The organism is uncultured Dokdonia sp. (genome assembly GCF_947496725.1).
Classification (GTDB): Bacteria; Bacteroidota; Bacteroidia; order Flavobacteriales; family Flavobacteriaceae; genus Dokdonia.
The window spans coordinates 768638-785445 of the sequence record NZ_CANMDS010000001.1; the positions used below are offsets into that span (position 1 = coordinate 768638).

Consider the following 16808-nt stretch of genomic DNA (forward strand, 5'->3'; position numbering starts at 1 on the left):
AAAACTATGAATGTAAATGTACTCTTAGTACGTTTCTTTTTTGCATTACTCCTTACTTATCCTTCGATAAGCGTGGCCCAAAAACGGGAAACTATTAAGGAAACACTTGTAAACAATAAGATAGACTCGCTTCTTAACAGGGCGGTAATTGCTGTTTCTGAAAGTGATTATGAAGAAGCCATAAATATTCTAAACTATTCTAGAGACCTTGCTATAGATATAGACCATACAAAAAGAGTAGGACTCACATCTGGAACCCTTGCAAAATTATATTTTGAGCTTGATGATTATGAAAGTGCTCAAAAAGAAAATGAAAGAGCCCTTAAGGCCCAAACAGAAGCAAACAGTCCAGACTTATTAGGGCAGAGTTATGTCACAGCAACTCAACTATCCTTAGTAAATGGAAATAAGCAACAGGCTAATCTCAATATTAACAAAGGACTTAACGCTTTAGAAAATAGTAAGAGAGATGATCTTAAATCTCAACTATATAATCTCAAAGGCGACATTTTACAATCTAGCGGCAACCACATAGATGCTATTCAAGAATACGACCAGAGCATAGCATTTGCAATAGATGCAGATAATGAATACTTAAAAATACAATCCTTAAGCAATAAGTCTGTAAGTCTAGCTAGTATAGGAAGACTTGAAGAAGCAGATGAAGCTTTACTTGAGGTAGAAAACTTTGCAAGCGGAAAGGATCTACCTAACATTACAAACACTTTATATAAGACTAAACATCTTATTGCACAGGCAAGAGGAAATTACAAGGAAGCAAATGACTACCTTACGATGTACTATTCTTCTATAAATGAGACCGCAAATGCGACTTCTAAGCAAGGGCTTCCTAAAGGACCTACTAAGCAGCTAGACGCAATGGTATCTCAACTAGAAAAAGATATTCTTATTGAGAAAGATCGCAACTCTAAAGCAATGCGATTAACACTAGTGCTGAGTATTGCGCTATGTTCTATTCTAGCACTTCTCACATTATCACTTTATAAAAACAACAACTTAAGAGCAAAAGCAAATGAGTTGCTCCAAGCAAAAAATGTCGAGCTTGTTATTGCTAGAGATAATGCCGAAAAAGCATCTACAGTAAAAGCTCAATTTTTATCTACCATTACTCACGAGCTACGTACACCTATGTATGCGGTAACAGGTCTCACCCACCTATTACTATCAGAAAACCCTACAGAAGAGCAGAAAAAACACCTTGACTCACTCAAGTTTTCTGGAGAGTATTTATTATCATTAATAAACAACATACTCGACCTTAACAAACTAGAAGCAAACAAAGTAGAAGTAGAAGAAACGAGCTTTAATCTTAAGAAGCGCATAGAAGACGTACTTTTTGCATTAGGGAAGTCTGCTAGAGATAAAGGAAACAAACTCCACCTTGAAATAGATAATGATATTCCTCTAGAAGTACTAGGCGACCCTCTTATGATCTCGCAAATACTGATAAACCTAGTAGGTAATGCCATAAAATTTACACGCGATGGAGACGTATGGATACGAGTACAAAAGATAACACAGGGAGACTCAGACATACAGTTGCATTTTGAGATAGAAGATAATGGTGAAGGTATTTCTAAAAAGAAACAAAAAACCATTTTCCAGAACTTCACTCAAGGATCTGTTGCCATAAACAGAAAATTTGGAGGTACAGGTTTAGGGCTATCTATTGTAAAAAATCTACTAGACTTACTTAACAGTAAAATATCACTAGACAGTACGCTCGGAAAAGGAACAACTTTTAAATTTGACCTTAAGTATAACTTAACGCAGGCTCTTCCTGGTGAAGACAACCCGCACAATATCATTTATGATATAGATTATGTTGCTTTAGAAAACCGTCATATTCTTGTGGTTGAAGACAACAAGATTAACCAGATGATTACTCGTAAGATTCTTGAAAAAAACAAGATGTCTTGTGACACTGCAGATAATGGAGAAATAGCAGTAGAAAAAGCGAGAACAGAGAAATATGACCTTATACTTATGGACATCCATATGCCAGGTATAAGCGGTATGGAAGCTACAGAACAAATACGCAGTTTTAACAAAGACATTCCTATACTTGCACTTACTGCAGTGACAATAGATGAAAATATTGATGATTTTTATGCGGTAGGATTTAATGATATTATTCCTAAACCGTATAAGGTTGAAGAATTCTTTCAGAAAATTCATAATGGCCTTAGAAACAGTAAAGTTTTAAACTAGACTATTGTACGCTTTCGCGAAAGCGTGACTACCCCTCTTATTCCTCTTTAAAAGAAGCCACATAATCTAGAAGCTTCTTATCAAACACTTGAGCATCTGACAGAAACTCGACTTTTATGGGTAAGTAATACAAATGCTTCATCTTAAGTTGTGGGCGCAACCTTACGTAATCCTTCTCTGTAGTTAATATACAATCCAGCTTTTCTAACTCTGCAATCTCTGAGGAAGAAAAGTTGTGATGATCACCATATGGCTTATGCTCAAAAGACAAACCGTCGCTAGAGAGATAATCTGCTAGCGGTTTTGGGTTTGCAATACCAGTTATGAGTGTCACATTATGCACTTTTAAACTATGTAACTGAGCGCTGCCGCTATCACTATAAACGCAATCATCATATGCGATTTTTGCAAAGAAGACTTGTTGTCTTTCAGTAGGCTGGAGATTACTCTTTATTTTATGTTGCTCTTCCTTACTTAAAAATACAGGGCATTTTGTAACTATAATTACATCTGCTCTTTGAGAACCAGATCTAGGCTCTCTAAGATTACCCGCAGGCAGTAAATAGTCGTTGCTATATAAATCGTTGTAAGCCGTAAGCAATACTGTAAAACCTGGCGTAACCTTTCTGTGCTGGTATGCATCATCAAGAATTATCACCTCTGGAGTCTGTTTTTTATTTAATAAAGTAGCAATGCCCACTTGCCTGTTTTCACAAACAGCTACGTCAATATCAGTAAATTTTTGAGCAAACTGAAGCGGCTCATCCCCTACCTCTGCAGCTAGACTCGTTGCTGCTACATCTTTATAGCCTTTTGTGGTACGACCATAGCCACGACTAAGGGTCGCTATCTTATAATTATTTTTGAGAAGTCTCGTGACATACTCGGTCATTGGAGATTTTCCTGTACCACCCACGCTTAAATTTCCGATGCAAATTACCGGAACATCATACTGCTTTGAAGCTAAAATTCCAGCATCAAAGAGTTTATTTCGCGTAAGCGTAACCAAATAATATACTCCCGCAAAGGGAAACAACAAGAGACGCAGTTTTCTCATAAAACGAAGGTATCATTTTTTATCTTTACGCTTATGACAGTACAAGAGGTAAGTAATTTATTAAATGAGTGGGCTCCCCTAGCCTATGCCGAAGATTTTGACAATGTAGGTTTGCTTGTGGGCGATTATAACGAGCAAGTGACTAATATACTAGTCTCACACGACGCATTAGAAAATGTGGTAGATGAAGCTATCACAAAAGAGTGTAATCTTATTGTGTGTTTTCATCCCATTATATTTTCTGGCTTAAAACAACTCACAGGTAAGAACTACGTGCAACGCGTAGTGCAAAAGGCGATTAAGAATGATATTGCAATTTTTGCTATTCACACGGCTCTTGATAATGTGGCTCACGGTGTGAATTATGGTATGTGCAAAGCACTAGGCTTACAAAATGTCAAAATACTAAGCCCTAAAAAGAATCACATTTTAAAACTAACCACTTATGTGCCTCATAAAAATGCACAAGCACTCGCTGAAACTTTATTTAGCACTGGTGCGGGTAGCATAGGCCATTATGAGGAGTGTAATTTTCAACTAGAAGGGAAAGGAACTTTTAAGGGCAATGACAAGTCTAACCCTGTTATAGGAACGGCTGGTATGCGCCATACAGAAGCAGAGACACAAATAAATATTACGTTTGAAAAGCATTTACAATCTAAGGTGCTTAAAACCCTATTTACAAATCACCCGTATGAGGAAGTGGCCTATGAGATTACACAACTAGAAAACAAACTACAAAATGTGGGAATGGGTATGATAGGAGAACTAGAAACTCCAATGCCTGAAGGTGATTTTCTTTCTTATACAAAAACCATTTTTAAAACGGGAGGTATACGCCATTCTGCACTAAAAGGATCCAGCATAAAGAAAATTGCTGTTTTAGGTGGTAGTGGCGCATTTGCCATAGGTGCAGCAAAAGCTCAAGGGGCAGATGCACTTATCACTGCAGATCTAAAATACCACGACTATTATCAAGCCGAAAATAAGATATTGCTATGTGATGTGGGACATTATGAGAGTGAACGCTTTACGAAAAACTTAATTGCAGACTATCTTACAGAAAAAATTAGTACTTTTGCAATCATTTTATCTGAGGAAAATACCAATCCTATCAACTATTTTTAACGTATGGCAAAGAAGAAAGAAGCAACAGTAGAAGAGAAACTACGCTCGCTTTACGATTTACAACTTATTGACTCACGTGTGGACGAGATCCGCAATGTACGTGGAGAACTTCCTTTGGAAGTAGAAGACCTTGAAGATGAAGTAGCTGGTCTTAACAAGCGCATCGAGAAGTTGGAGAACGATTTAAAACTGGTAGATGACTCTATCAAGGCTAAAAAAATACAAATAGATGACTCTAAGGCAGCTATTAAAAAGTATTCTGAACAGCAAAAGAACGTACGTAACAACCGCGAGTTTAACGCACTAAGCAAAGAGGTAGAGTTTCAAGAACTAGAAATCCAACTTGCAGAGAAGAACATACGCGAGTTTAAAGCTCAAATAGAGCAAAAAGGTGAAGTGATTACTCAGACTAAAGACCGTCTAAGTGAACGCAAAGCACACCTTAAGCACAAAAAGAGTGAGCTAGACGCTATCCTTTCTGAGACAGAAAAAGAAGAAAAAGCACTTCTAGCAAAAAGCGAAGAGTACGAAAACAACATAGAAGAGCGCCTTGTAAAAGCTTACAAAAGAATACGATCTAGCGTACGTAATGGTCTTGCCATTGTGCCTATAGAGCGTGGAGCTTCTGGAGGATCTTATTTTACAATACCACCACAGGTACAAGTAGAGATTGCAGGTCGCAAGAAAATAATTACAGATGAGCATTCTGGTCGTATCTTAATAGATAGCGAACTAGCAAGTGAGCAAACTGAAAAAATGAATGCACTTTTCAGTAAGTTGTAATCATCTTTTATACATTATTAAAAAAGCCTTCTTAACAGAAGGCTTTTTTTGTGCAATAACTTTTACAAAACAAGCACATACTGATTAACATAACCCTAACAACACTGCATAAGGTTATAGTATAGCTTTGCAGTAAAAGTATTATTATGAAAATTATTGCAGCAATCACAGCTCTTATCACCCTAATGAGTTGTAATTATGACACAAAACCTATGGCAGAGCCTACTGCTATGCTTGAGCCGGTACAAGTTGCTCCTCAAGACGGAATGCGCAAAGCATACTTTGCAAGTGGTTGCTTCTGGTGTGTAGAAGCCGTTTTTGAAAGTGTAGAAGGTGTAGATGAGGCTATAAGTGGCTATAGTGGCGGCTCTGAAGACAACCCTACATACAAGCAAGTAAGCTACGGAAGAACAACACACGCAGAGGCCGTAGAGGTTATTTACAACCCAGAAGTTATAAGCTTTGAGCAGCTAGTAGATGTGTTTTTTGGCTCACAAGACCCTACGACCAAAAATAGACAAGGACCAGATGCTGGACCGCAATACAGATCTATAGCTTTTTACCAAAACGAAGAAGAAAAGAAAATTATTGAAAATACTATCGCAGCTTTAAATAAGTCTACTTATGACGGCCGTATTGTAACGCAAGTACTTCCTTTTCAGAAATTCTGGATTGCAGAGGCATATCACCAAGATTATGAAAAGAACAACCCAAACAATCCATACATTCAAAACATATCTGTGCCTAGATATAAGAGGTTTGCAGCTAAGTTTCCTGAGTTACTAAAGGATGATGCTTACTAAATTTTTACAGCTTTAATTTCAAAAATTAAAGGATACAAACGGTCTTTACTCACGTAGAGACCGTTTTCATTTTTTACCAGATCTGGCAACACATCATATGGAGCGCCATCGTGCTCCCGCATATATTGTATCTGCAAGCCAGCCCCTGCTAGTGCAGTCACAACCTCGCCTAGACCGTGATTCCAGCCATATTCTTTACTTACAATCTGGGCATCTTCTTGCGCATAGGTACCCTCGTACTCCTCATAAATCACTTCTTCTTGTGCATAACCATAACGCATCACAGGTTGCTCTTTTGTATAATCAAACATCCAGACTATGGGATGAAATTCTACCATATAAAACTCACCTCCCACCTCAAGACGATCTGCGATAACTTGCGCCCACGGTTTTAAATCTGGGAGCCAGCCTATCACCCCATAACTTGAAAATACAATATCAAATTTTTCTTGTACGTAGCTATTTGTATCAAGTACATTACAGCACACAAATTTTGCAGATAGATTGAGTTCTTTATTTAGCTTTCGCGAAAGCGTAATCGCCTCATCACTTATATCTACACCCGTACACAGGGCTCCCATCCTTGCCCAGCTCAATGTATCTTGTCCAAAATGACACTGCAAATGCAAGAGTGATTTACCAGTAACATCCCCTAGTGCATCAAGCTCATATGAGTTAAGCGAACTCTTACCAGACATAAATCCTTTCATATCATAAAAGTCACTTGCTGCGTGTATAGCTACCTTTTTATTCCAGGTTTCTTTATTAGTAGAGAAGTAATTTTGATGGTCTTTTGACATATTCCGTATTTTTGAAATGATGAAAAAGATACTACATTTTAATAAAGAAGCCATTAATACAATGCCCTCTCGTTACAGAGCAAATTTTATTAATAGCATAACAGGTTTTAAGAGTGCAAACCTTATAGGCACCATCTCTCCAGAGGGAATAGAAAACCTAGCAGTTATAAGTAGTATCACCCATATAGGGAGCAACCCGCCACTACTAAGCTATATCACAAGACCCACCACAGTAGCTCGACATACGTATAGCAATATAAAAGAAACGGGAGTCTTTACCGTAAATCACATACATAGCAATATCATAAACCAGTCACACCAGACGGCTGCAGCTTATGACAGCAACATATCTGAGTATAACGCCGTGGGGCTTACCGCAGCATATCGCGATGACTTTAAAGCTCCTTTTGTAAAAGAAGCAAACATACAGCTTGCGTGTGAGTACGTAAACGAGTACGAGATTAAAGAAAATGGCACCATACTCGTCATAGGTGCAATTACAAATATTACCATTCCTGAAGATACTTTATATGAAGATGGCTGGGTGCATTTACAAAAGGCAGACGGCGTGGCCATAAATGGGCTAGATGGGTATACTTCTCCTCAAATAATAGACAGATTTACCTACGCAAAGCCAGATAAAAAAGCGACATCTATTTTAGACAAATAGAAGTAACTAGGCTGTATAGAGTATCTTTGTTACGCTTTCGCGAAAGCATAAAAATTCACATTATGAAACTATCAAGCATTCCTAAAATAAAACACACAGAAGCAAATAACTTCTTCTTACTCTGCGGCCCTTGTGCTATTGAGGGAGAAGATATGGCTATGCGCATTGCCGAAAAGGTGGTAACCATTACAGATAAGTTATCTATTCCTTACGTTTTTAAAGGAAGTTTTAGAAAAGCAAATCGTAGTCGCATAGACAGTTTTACGGGCATAGGTGATGAGAAGGCGCTTGAGATTCTTGCAAAGGTTTCTTCTGCATTTGATATTCCTACGGTCACAGACATTCACGAAAGCTCTGATGCTGCACTCGCTGCACAGTATGTAGATGTACTTCAGATCCCTGCATTTTTAGTTCGCCAGACATCGCTAGTCGTTGCCGCGGCAGAAACAGGTAAAGTAGTAAACCTTAAAAAAGGGCAGTTTATGTCTCCAGAGGCTATGCAACACGCCGTGCGCAAGGTGCACGATAGCGGTAATGAAAACGCCTGGATTACAGATAGAGGTACAATGTTTGGCTATCAAGATATGATTGTAGACTTTAGAGGCATCCCTACGATGCGCTCATTTGCTCCTACCGTGCTAGATGTGACACACTCATTACAGCAACCTAACCAGTCTAGTGGCGTTACGGGAGGAAGACCAGATATGATAGAAACTATTGCCAGAGCAGGTATTGTAAATAATGTAGACGGATTATTTATAGAAACTCATTTTGACCCGGCAAATGCAAAGAGTGATGGGGCAAATATGCTTGATCTCGCTCACTTAGAGCGATTGCTTTCTAACCTTGTCGTGATTAGAAAAACAATCACGAGCTTATAATTATAAGACATAAATTTAGATTGCTATAAACAATAAAGGGCACGTATCTTGCTTAACAAATATTTCGCAACTACATCTACTCCTTTTTTGTAACTTCGTTTCATATGCTAAAACAACAGCTCAACTTTAAACTTTCTCAAAAGCTATCTCCACAGCAAATACAGCTTATGAAGCTCATCCAGCTTCCTACGCAAGCGTTTGAGCAAAAGATAAAGCAAGAGCTAGAAGAAAACCCTGCCTTAGATAGCGGTAAAGAAGAGGTTCAAGATGACTTTGAAGAGTTTGACAACACAGATGATTTTGACGAAGCACCAGAGGTAGAAATTAATGTAGATGATTATCTCAGTGATGATGAGATACCAGAGTATCGCCTAAGCGCAAATAATTACAGTGCAGATGATGAGGATAAACAAGTACCCTATGCCTCAGGAACATCATTTAACCAATACCTAAAAACCCAACTCAACACGATGCGTATCTCACCAGAAGAGCGTAGCGTTGCAGAGTTTATTATAGGCTCACTAGATGAAGCTGGATATTTAAGACGTCCCATATTAGATCTTATGGATGATCTAGCATTTACCCAAAACATCTACACCACTGAGGAGACTATAGAAAAAATGCTTTTTAAAGTACAAGATCTTGACCCTGCAGGCGTAGGAGCGCGCAATCTTCAAGAGTGCCTTGTACTACAACTGGACAGAAAGACAGAAACAAAGGCTATTGCACTTGCGATAGAGATACTTGAGAAGTCTTTTGACCACTTTAGTAAGAAGCATTATAAAAAGTTAATGGCTAAGTTTCATATCACAGAAGAAGAACTTAAAGACGCCATACACGAGATAGAACACCTTAACCCAAGACCAGGCGGATCTTACTCTAGCAACACAAAAATAGTAGAGCACGTAGTACCAGATTTCACCATAAGAATTGTAGACGGAGAATTAGAGTTATCTCTCAATGGCCGTAATGCTCCAGAGCTTAAAATCTCTAGAGATTATAGCAATATGCTCAAAGGCTACAAAGAATCTAAAGAGCGCACAAAAGCACAAAAAGACGCCGTACTTTTTATAAAGCAAAAACTTGATGCTGCAAAGTGGTTTATAGAAGCCATTATACAACGCCAGCAGACCTTATTTGTGACAATGAGTTCTATAATGAACTACCAGAAAAAATACTTTTTAACTGGTGATGAGCGCAATCTACGCCCTATGATTCTCAAGGACATAGCCACAGAGATTGGTATGGACGTCTCTACGGTATCACGTGTAGCAAACAGTAAGTATGTAGACACACCTTACGGAACAAAACTCATTAAAAACTTCTTTTCTGAAAGTATGACTAATGATCAAGGTGAAGAAGTATCTACACGCGAAATCAAAAAAATACTTGAAACAGTTATCGAAGAGGAAGATAAGCGTAAGCCACTTACAGATGATAAGCTTGCCGGCATTCTTAAAGAAAAAGGTTACCCTATAGCCCGCAGAACGGTTGCCAAATATAGAGAACAGCTAGAACTACCAGTAGCAAGACTTCGAAAGCAAATTTAATGAAGTTTTTCATACGTAGCTTTTCGTATATTTTTCATCCGCTTTTTATGCCATTAGTAGGGGTATTGCTCTACTTCTATATTTCGCCGCGATACTTTAATCCAGAGTTTTTGTATTCAAAAGTTTTCGCTACGGTTATAATGACTACTGTCATTCCTATTTTAAGCTTTTATATGCTTAAAAACCTACAGCTAGTTACAACCATTCACCTTAAAGAAGTAAAAGAGCGCAGGTGGCCTTTACTACTCCAGATGCTTTTTACCTTTATCTTAATAAGACTCATCTTTGACGGCTACGAGATACCAGAATTATATTACTTCTTTGTAGGCATACTAGGCGCAAGTACTGGAGCTTTTTTGCTAGCATTACTTAAATTTAAGGCAAGCCTTCATATGATAGCGCTATCTGGAGTCCTATTTTTTGTAGTAGGTCTTAGCTTACATTTTGGCATCAACCTCTTGCTTCTTATAGCTGGCTTTATTTTTGCCTGTGGCGCAACTGCTACTTCTAGATTAGATATGCGAGCACACACTCCTGCAGAGCTTGTAGTAGGGTTTATTGTAGGCGCAGTATCGCAGTTTATGGTGTATAGTTACTGGATATAGAAAATTACGCTTTCGCGAAAGCGTAACATTATAAGAAGTAAAAAACTAACCCTAAACGCATCACTTGAATACCTACATCCTCTGTATTGAGCAATGCATCATCATTAAAAAGGGTATTTAAACCATAATATCCTTGAAAATTAAACGCTCCATAGCCGAAAGAAAATGAAGGCCCATATTGAAACTTATTAATTTCAAGTATATCTGAACTTGTGATATCTGACACATCATCTTGATAGGTAGATTTAAATCTAAGCACATAGCCCAGCTTCATCCCGACGTGTATACGCCAAAAACTATACTTTGTTGCAGTAGATGTTCTCCACCTATACTCTAGAGGCATTTCTAATGTGTAACTAGTAAATCTATTTGTAACATTCTCCACGCTCTCGTCTACAATGTCAAATGTAGAGGTCTCGCTTCCAGCTTGAGTCGCGATGAGAAGATTTTGATTATAGGTATCTAAGGCCATTCCAACACCTATACCTATAGCCTTATTACGTCTTTTATTTATCGGAAAATCTCTTATAACACCAGCTTGTATACCAGCACTCAGACCATTCTGCTCAAAACCAGAGGGCTTATCACCTAGCAGGTTAAAGGTGATACCTACATACACTTGGTCTTCCCTATATAAAGAATCTACAACTGGAGTGTCTGGCACATCAATATCTTGTGCAAGGGTTGCAATTGTACTTAGACCTATAAAAATGTAAAGGAGATACTTCAAGAATAATAGTTTATTACAAATATAACAGAATTGCCGCTGGCAATATTGCATAAAAAAACACCTTAAGTTACCTCAAGGTGTTTTTTTACTAATTTAACTATCGACTACTGAGTTACAGCGTCTTCAGTTTGAGTAGTGATGTAAATCACTTTTAACATATTAGCTTGTCTTAGTTCTTGCTTTACGTCATATACAAGACCAGAGTTAGTTTCCTTATCTACTTTAAAGGCTACCATTACTCTATCTTTAAGCTCATCTCTAAGCTTCTCACGTTCTTCAAGAATAGCAGGCTGTACTTCGTTTATATTTACGAATTTGTCTCCTATTTGAATTTTACCTTCTGTACCGAACTGCTTATACCCTTCTCCAGGTTTCCCTCCAAAGATGTATACACTTCTGTCCTTCTGTAGCTTCTCTGTTTGATCTGCCGCTGGTAAAATTTGCGCCACTTTTACGTCGTTTTTACGTAAAACTGTTGCCACCATAAAGAAGAATAATAACATAAATACAATATCTGGTAGGGAAGCCGTGTTTACCGCTGGTAACTCTTTAGACCCGCCTTTTCTAAATTTTGACATAATATTTTTATTTTATAATTCTACTTATGATTGAGGATCTATTTCAGAAAGTTTCTGAGGGTACATTTTCTTGATAACATCAAGTTTTTCTTTTGCACTCTCTTCGTTTCCTTTATAAACTCCTTCGTCTATAGCTTTCTTTACTTCTGTGAATTTCCAACCGTATAAACGTTGTGACTCTCTATCACGTAAAGAATTGTATGCTCCTACAAGCTCATTTTGAACTGTAATGTATGTATCGTAAGATGTCTCACGGTCATTTTTTACAGTTACAATAGCCTTGTCTGGAAAGTCTGACGAACTAGGGTCACGCTCTCCTTGACAGTAATCACAATACCCTTCTTGCCCTTTTGGTACACCTCCATTATCTAAGAAGGCGATAGCTGCCTCTTGAAGATCTTTCATCTCCATAGGCTTATCTTCAACCAAAAGTTCATCGTTTTTATTTACGATAACTACAAAAAGGTTCTTTTCTTTAATGATAGGAGGCTCCACATTTTCAGGCTGCTCTGGCGGTAGCGCTCTTACAAGTCCTCTATCTTTCTCAATGGTAGTTGTTACCAAGAAGAAGATAAGTAGTAAGAATGCGATGTCTGCCATAGACCCTGCATTAATTTCTGGTGCATTTCTCCTAGCCATAATTATTTATTTACAAGTTTCTTAGCTCCTGATACTAGCATAAGTATTATTGCAATTGCTGCAAGAATAAAGAATGCGTTTATACCAGCGCTTACCCACTGTGAACCACTAGCAGAAAGAACTTCTCCGTCTTTCATTGGTACTTCTTCTGCTCCGCTTGCAGCGAAGTAAGAAATAGCAACAATAAGTAAGAAAGATCCAGCTCCTACAAGTGTGTTTTTTGCATTACCCGAAAATAGACCTTTGAGAACAAAGACTACTACGAGTACTAAAGCGATACCTATAACCGCCCAAGCAAGGAGGATCATTATATCGACAAGGTTCTGTGAATCACCACCTACGATGGCATCATTGTTTGCCCATACCATACCTGCTACAACTAATGCTGCAACACCTACGATAGCCACAATGAATTTTAAAATTTTATGTAATCCCATAATATGTATGAATTTTTAAGATTACTATATATTACTTCTTGTAACGTACAAGCATATCCATCAATGTGATAGATGCATCTTCCATATCGTTTACGATACTGTCAATTTTTGCAATAATATAGTTATAGAATATTTGAAGAATAATAGCCACAATCAGTCCAAATACTGTTGTAAGAAGTGCTACTTTAATACCTCCGGCAACTAGTGCAGGGTTCATATCTCCAGCTGCTTCAATTCTATCGAAGGCTTGGATCATCCCGATTACCGTACCCATAAACCCAAGCATAGGTGCAAGAGCGATAAATAATGATACCCAAGATACGTTTTTCTCAAGTTGTCCCATTTGAACACCTCCGTAAGCTACAACAGCTTTCTCTGCAGAGTCAAGACCTTCGTCTACTCTATCAAGACCTTGGTAGTATATAGATGCTACTGGTCCTTTTGTGTTACGACAAACTTCTTTTGCTGCTTCTACACCACCACTGTTAAGTGCATCTTCAACATCCTGCTGAAGCTTCTTTGTGTTAGTAGAGGCTAAGTTTAAGTATATAATACGCTCAATTGCAATTGCAAGACCTAATATTAGACATAAAAGTACAATTCCCATAAATCCAGGACCTCCTTCTATAAATCGTTTTTTCAAATCTTGTGTAAAAGAAAGCTCCTCTGCTGCTGCATCATCTTGAAATGAAGTACCAGCGTCTACATTTGCAACTATTTGTTGAATCTGTACTGGAAGTGTTGTTTGTGCGTTGCTTGCGTTAGCGGTAAATGTGCTTAACACTACTACAGCGGCAACTGCCATGATAGAGAATAATTTTTTCATTGCTCTTGATCTTAAAGTTTAAATTAGTAAAGGGTTAAATATAGTAATTAATTAGATTATGTGTAACAAATATTGAAAAGCATCGTCTTATTTTATTTACAATTAATTTAGTATGTAACTACTAAATTATACAGTAAATGTGTAAAACAGATACTAAATATTTACTTCACAAAGCTTAGTACAAGTAATATCCCAAGTATTTTACTCGTAGAATCAGCAAGTATAGCAAAGTAAAAGGGGAATAACAGCATCACAGGGCACTTTTTTACAACAAGGCATCAATATATTAACATACACCATTTGTATTACTTTATTATTTAACAGTTTAGTAATGTGATAATAGTGCCAACCATTAACCTATCATATGCTGTACTCCAGAAACAACAGTATCTTATTAGACAAATTTGAGGAGGCAAACATAAAACTTAATTACAATGCGGAGATTTCAAGAAGATGTATCCTAATTGCATTTATGCGGGCGCTGAATAAAAACACCATTATATAAGATGATGTAATTGCGCTTTCATTATCACGCAATCTACTTCCTAGATGAAATTTTAAAGCTGAGAAAAAAGAAAGAGCTTTTGACATCTAATTTAATCAAGCTAGTCTTCTTCAAGTTGCAAGTCAAGTTTTTTTATGTCCCTTTTTATGCCCCTGAAATCAAGAATCTCTATAAACAATGGGATTCAAGAGTTTATCGCAGAAAGGAAGGGATTCGAACCCTCGATACGTTTCCGTATACACGCTTTCCAAGCGTGCGCCTTAAGCCACTCGGCCACCTTTCTATTATTAATTTTCGCGAAAGCGTACTAAAAACGATCGCTATATATTAAGGAGTGCGAATTAACAAAAAAAACCTCGGAGCACTCAAGGTTTAGTTCATAATTATGACATCTCCCCACGCAGTGATGTTTCAAAAACTGTTTTGAAAACTTTTGGCCCTAAATTTTGTCCTAAGAGGTACATCATTTTTGCTATTGCGGCTTCAGAGGTGATATCGCCTCCGTTAATAACTCCCATTTTTTTAAGGGCTACGCTGGTTTCATAATTACCCATATGAACACTGCCTGAGATACATTGTGTCACATTTACTACAGGCACTCCCCTCTTTATAGTTGCCTTAAGTGCATCTATAAACCACTGCTCTGTTGTAGTATTTCCAGCTCCAAAAGTTTCTAACACCACACCTCGCACGCAAGGCACATTGAGCATTGCTTCTACAAGGCACTGTGAGATACCTGGATATATCTTAAGTAGTAAGACTTCTGTAACTAGCTTTTTATGAACCTTGAGTTGCTTTTTATTAGGTTTCCAGAGAGCGTCTTCATTAATTGTGAGATGCACACCTGAGGTTAAAAGCTCTGGATGGTTAGGCGAAGTGAAGGCCTCAAAATTTTCTGCACTTATTTTTGATGTGCGGTTTGCCCTGTAAAGCTTATACTCAAAATACAAACATACTTCGGTTATGAGCGGCCTATTCCTTTTTCTTAAGGCAGCTACTTGTACGGCTGTTATAAGATTCTCTTTTGCATCTGTGCGTAGGTCTCCTATAGGTAACTGCGATCCTGTAAATACAACAGGCTTACTTAAATTCTCTAGCATAAAACTCACTGCAGACGCGCTATAACTCATCGTGTCACTGCCGTGCAAGACTACAAAACCATCATATGCATCATAACCTTGCTCTATAAAATCACATAATTGATTCCAGTATGCGGGATTCATATTAGACGAGTCTATTACGGTCTCAAAAGAGGCGGTGCTTATCTCACAATCCAGCAAACGTAGCTCTGGTATTTTATCTAGTAGCTCATCAAAATCAAAGGCTTTGAGCGCTCCCGTCTCATAGTCTTTAATCATACCTATGGTACCACCAGTGTATATTAAAAGGATTTTTGCTTTACTCATAACTTTTCGGCTTGCAACACGGGGTTTGCATACATTAATAAGAAGCTGTCTACTTCCATTTGCTTTGATAAATCAACACGTACTTCTAGTCTACGCTCAAAATGACGTAGTTCCTTCGTATCATATTTGTCCTTATACTTATCTGTTTTATGATAGAGATCATAAGCAATGTAGTTTGTAGGCCAGAGCTTATAATTCTTCCAGATTACTTTATCTAATTCACCAGCAAAGGCTTGTAACTTCTCATTGTCACTATCATACTTATCTTCAATATCATCATATACCTTTTCTGGTAACGGTGATGCGGCGATATGAATGTTACGTTTATTACCTAGCGCTCCTTTAAGTATGCTATTAAAATCTTCATTTGCTGTTTTTATATAGGGCAGGTTCTCTCTTTTGGCAACAATTTCTGGCACTTTTAATATATCTGTAGGATCATACTCATAAGATATCGCCACACCTATGACGCTCAACTCTCGTAGGTAAGCCATAAGTGGCGTCTTACCACGAGCCATAGTAATCATTTTAAGAACACCCTGCTGCGTTTTATCAAGACCATCTTTTGTTCTTCCCTCTCGCTGCGCTACCCATACAGATCTATCGGACTGTAGTAAAAATTTAATATAACTAGAAAGCAGCTTAGAACTCATAAGTAACTCCCTAGGCGACTGATCTCTTAAGACCAAAAAGTTTCTATTAAGCTTAGACAACTCCATTAAGAAATCTTTTTGCACCAGATTATCACCTATAGCAGAGGCTGTGGTGATAAGTTTATGATCTATAAGCGTCATATTGAGTAACGACGTATCTAATACGATATCACGATGATTTGATAAATAGAGGTAAGATTGCTTTCGCGAAAGCGCACTAAAACCACTTTGCGTAAACCCTTCTGAGCTTTTGTCAAGTAGGTTACTCACAGACTTATAAATCACCTTCTCTTGAAAATCTGCAATAGAGTGACACGTTTTAAGGACTTCTAGAATTTGCTCTTGCGAAAAATCTGGAAATGTAAATTGTAATAACACTCTAAACATAGGGTGTCTGGCTGCTCTTAAAAGTGCCTCATTTACCTCCTGGTCGTGGTATGGGCGTATATGGTCGTAGTTGTTCAATTGGGTATATATTGGTCTCCACAAAAGAACAAAATATTTTATGTCTGAGTTACCTATTTA

At 37.7% G+C, this 16808-nt stretch carries 17 protein-coding genes and 1 tRNA gene; 8 read left to right on the top strand and 10 right to left on the bottom strand.

The window, feature by feature from the left end; translation table 11 throughout:
* Positions 1-6 precede the first annotated feature (6 nt).
* Complete coding sequence (locus Q0948_RS03500; RefSeq protein WP_298347689.1) at positions 7-2232, top strand: response regulator; 2226 nt, start codon at positions 7-9, stop codon at positions 2230-2232.
* Positions 2233-2269: 37 nt separating this feature from the next.
* Here Q0948_RS03500 and lpxK read toward each other — a convergent pair whose 3' ends face one another.
* Positions 2270-3289, bottom strand: coding sequence for a tetraacyldisaccharide 4'-kinase (gene lpxK / locus Q0948_RS03505; RefSeq protein ID WP_298347687.1), 1020 nt, complete (start codon positions 3287-3289; stop codon positions 2270-2272).
* A gap of 33 nt (positions 3290-3322) precedes the next feature.
* Between lpxK and Q0948_RS03510 the strand changes: the two genes are divergently transcribed.
* The 3 genes from Q0948_RS03510 (at position 3323) to msrA (ending at position 6003) form a co-directional block, all read left to right on the top strand.
* Positions 3323-4417, top strand: coding sequence for a Nif3-like dinuclear metal center hexameric protein (locus tag Q0948_RS03510; RefSeq protein ID WP_298347684.1), 1095 nt, complete (start codon positions 3323-3325; stop codon positions 4415-4417).
* Positions 4418-4420: 3 nt separating this feature from the next.
* A complete protein-coding gene (locus tag Q0948_RS03515) occupies positions 4421-5200 on the top strand; it encodes a hypothetical protein (protein ID WP_298347682.1) in 780 nt (259 codons plus the stop codon).
* Between the two features lie 146 nt (positions 5201-5346).
* Complete coding sequence (gene msrA, locus Q0948_RS03520; RefSeq protein ID WP_298347680.1) at positions 5347-6003, top strand: peptide-methionine (S)-S-oxide reductase MsrA; 657 nt, start codon at positions 5347-5349, stop codon at positions 6001-6003.
* Here the strand turns inward: msrA and Q0948_RS03525 are convergent.
* The gene (locus Q0948_RS03525) at positions 6000-6803 is read right to left on the bottom strand and encodes a bifunctional 2-polyprenyl-6-hydroxyphenol methylase/3-demethylubiquinol 3-O-methyltransferase UbiG (RefSeq protein ID WP_298347678.1); all 804 of its coding nucleotides are present in this window, start codon (positions 6801-6803) and stop codon (positions 6000-6002) included. The two genes, msrA and Q0948_RS03525, sit on opposite strands and share 4 nt — an antisense overlap.
* A 19-nt stretch (positions 6804-6822) precedes the next feature.
* Here Q0948_RS03525 and Q0948_RS03530 point away from each other — a divergent pair, with 19 nt between their 5' ends.
* From Q0948_RS03530 to Q0948_RS03545, 4 genes are all read left to right on the top strand, one after another.
* Positions 6823-7473, top strand: coding sequence for a flavin reductase (locus tag Q0948_RS03530; RefSeq protein ID WP_298347675.1), 651 nt, complete (start codon positions 6823-6825; stop codon positions 7471-7473).
* A gap of 62 nt (positions 7474-7535) precedes the next feature.
* Complete coding sequence (kdsA, locus tag Q0948_RS03535) at positions 7536-8354, top strand: 3-deoxy-8-phosphooctulonate synthase (protein ID WP_298347673.1); 819 nt, start codon at positions 7536-7538, stop codon at positions 8352-8354.
* Between the two features lie 104 nt (positions 8355-8458).
* A complete protein-coding gene (gene rpoN / locus Q0948_RS03540; protein WP_298347670.1) occupies positions 8459-9904 on the top strand; it encodes an RNA polymerase factor sigma-54 in 1446 nt (481 codons plus the stop codon).
* 173 nt (positions 9905-10077) lie between these two features.
* Positions 10078-10509, top strand: coding sequence for a hypothetical protein (locus tag Q0948_RS03545; RefSeq protein ID WP_298347668.1), 432 nt, complete (start codon positions 10078-10080; stop codon positions 10507-10509).
* A gap of 28 nt (positions 10510-10537) precedes the next feature.
* Here Q0948_RS03545 and Q0948_RS03550 read toward each other — a convergent pair whose 3' ends face one another.
* The 8 genes from Q0948_RS03550 to Q0948_RS03585 form a co-directional block, all read right to left on the bottom strand.
* Positions 10538-11239, bottom strand: coding sequence for a porin family protein (locus Q0948_RS03550; protein ID WP_298347666.1), 702 nt, complete (start codon positions 11237-11239; stop codon positions 10538-10540).
* Positions 11240-11343: 104 nt separating this feature from the next.
* Positions 11344-11817 (bottom strand): biopolymer transporter ExbD, encoded by a 474-nt coding sequence (locus tag Q0948_RS03555; protein ID WP_035325376.1) that lies wholly within the window; start codon positions 11815-11817, stop codon positions 11344-11346.
* A gap of 24 nt (positions 11818-11841) precedes the next feature.
* The gene (locus Q0948_RS03560; protein WP_035325377.1) at positions 11842-12456 is read right to left on the bottom strand and encodes a biopolymer transporter ExbD; all 615 of its coding nucleotides are present in this window, start codon (positions 12454-12456) and stop codon (positions 11842-11844) included.
* A 2-nt stretch (positions 12457-12458) separates the two neighbouring features.
* Positions 12459-12893 (bottom strand): hypothetical protein, encoded by a 435-nt coding sequence (locus Q0948_RS03565; protein WP_021778273.1) that lies wholly within the window; start codon positions 12891-12893, stop codon positions 12459-12461.
* Between the two features lie 31 nt (positions 12894-12924).
* The gene (locus tag Q0948_RS03570) at positions 12925-13719 is read right to left on the bottom strand and encodes a MotA/TolQ/ExbB proton channel family protein (RefSeq protein ID WP_298347662.1); all 795 of its coding nucleotides are present in this window, start codon (positions 13717-13719) and stop codon (positions 12925-12927) included.
* 703 nt (positions 13720-14422) lie between these two features.
* Positions 14423-14507 (bottom strand) — tRNA-Ser (locus tag Q0948_RS03575).
* A gap of 100 nt (positions 14508-14607) precedes the next feature.
* A complete protein-coding gene (locus Q0948_RS03580; RefSeq protein WP_021778271.1) occupies positions 14608-15630 on the bottom strand; it encodes an asparaginase in 1023 nt (340 codons plus the stop codon).
* A complete protein-coding gene (locus tag Q0948_RS03585) occupies positions 15627-16748 on the bottom strand; it encodes a 1-acyl-sn-glycerol-3-phosphate acyltransferase (RefSeq protein WP_298347658.1) in 1122 nt (373 codons plus the stop codon). Before Q0948_RS03585 ends, Q0948_RS03580 begins: the two co-directional genes overlap by 4 nt.
* Positions 16749-16808: the final 60 nt, after the last annotated feature.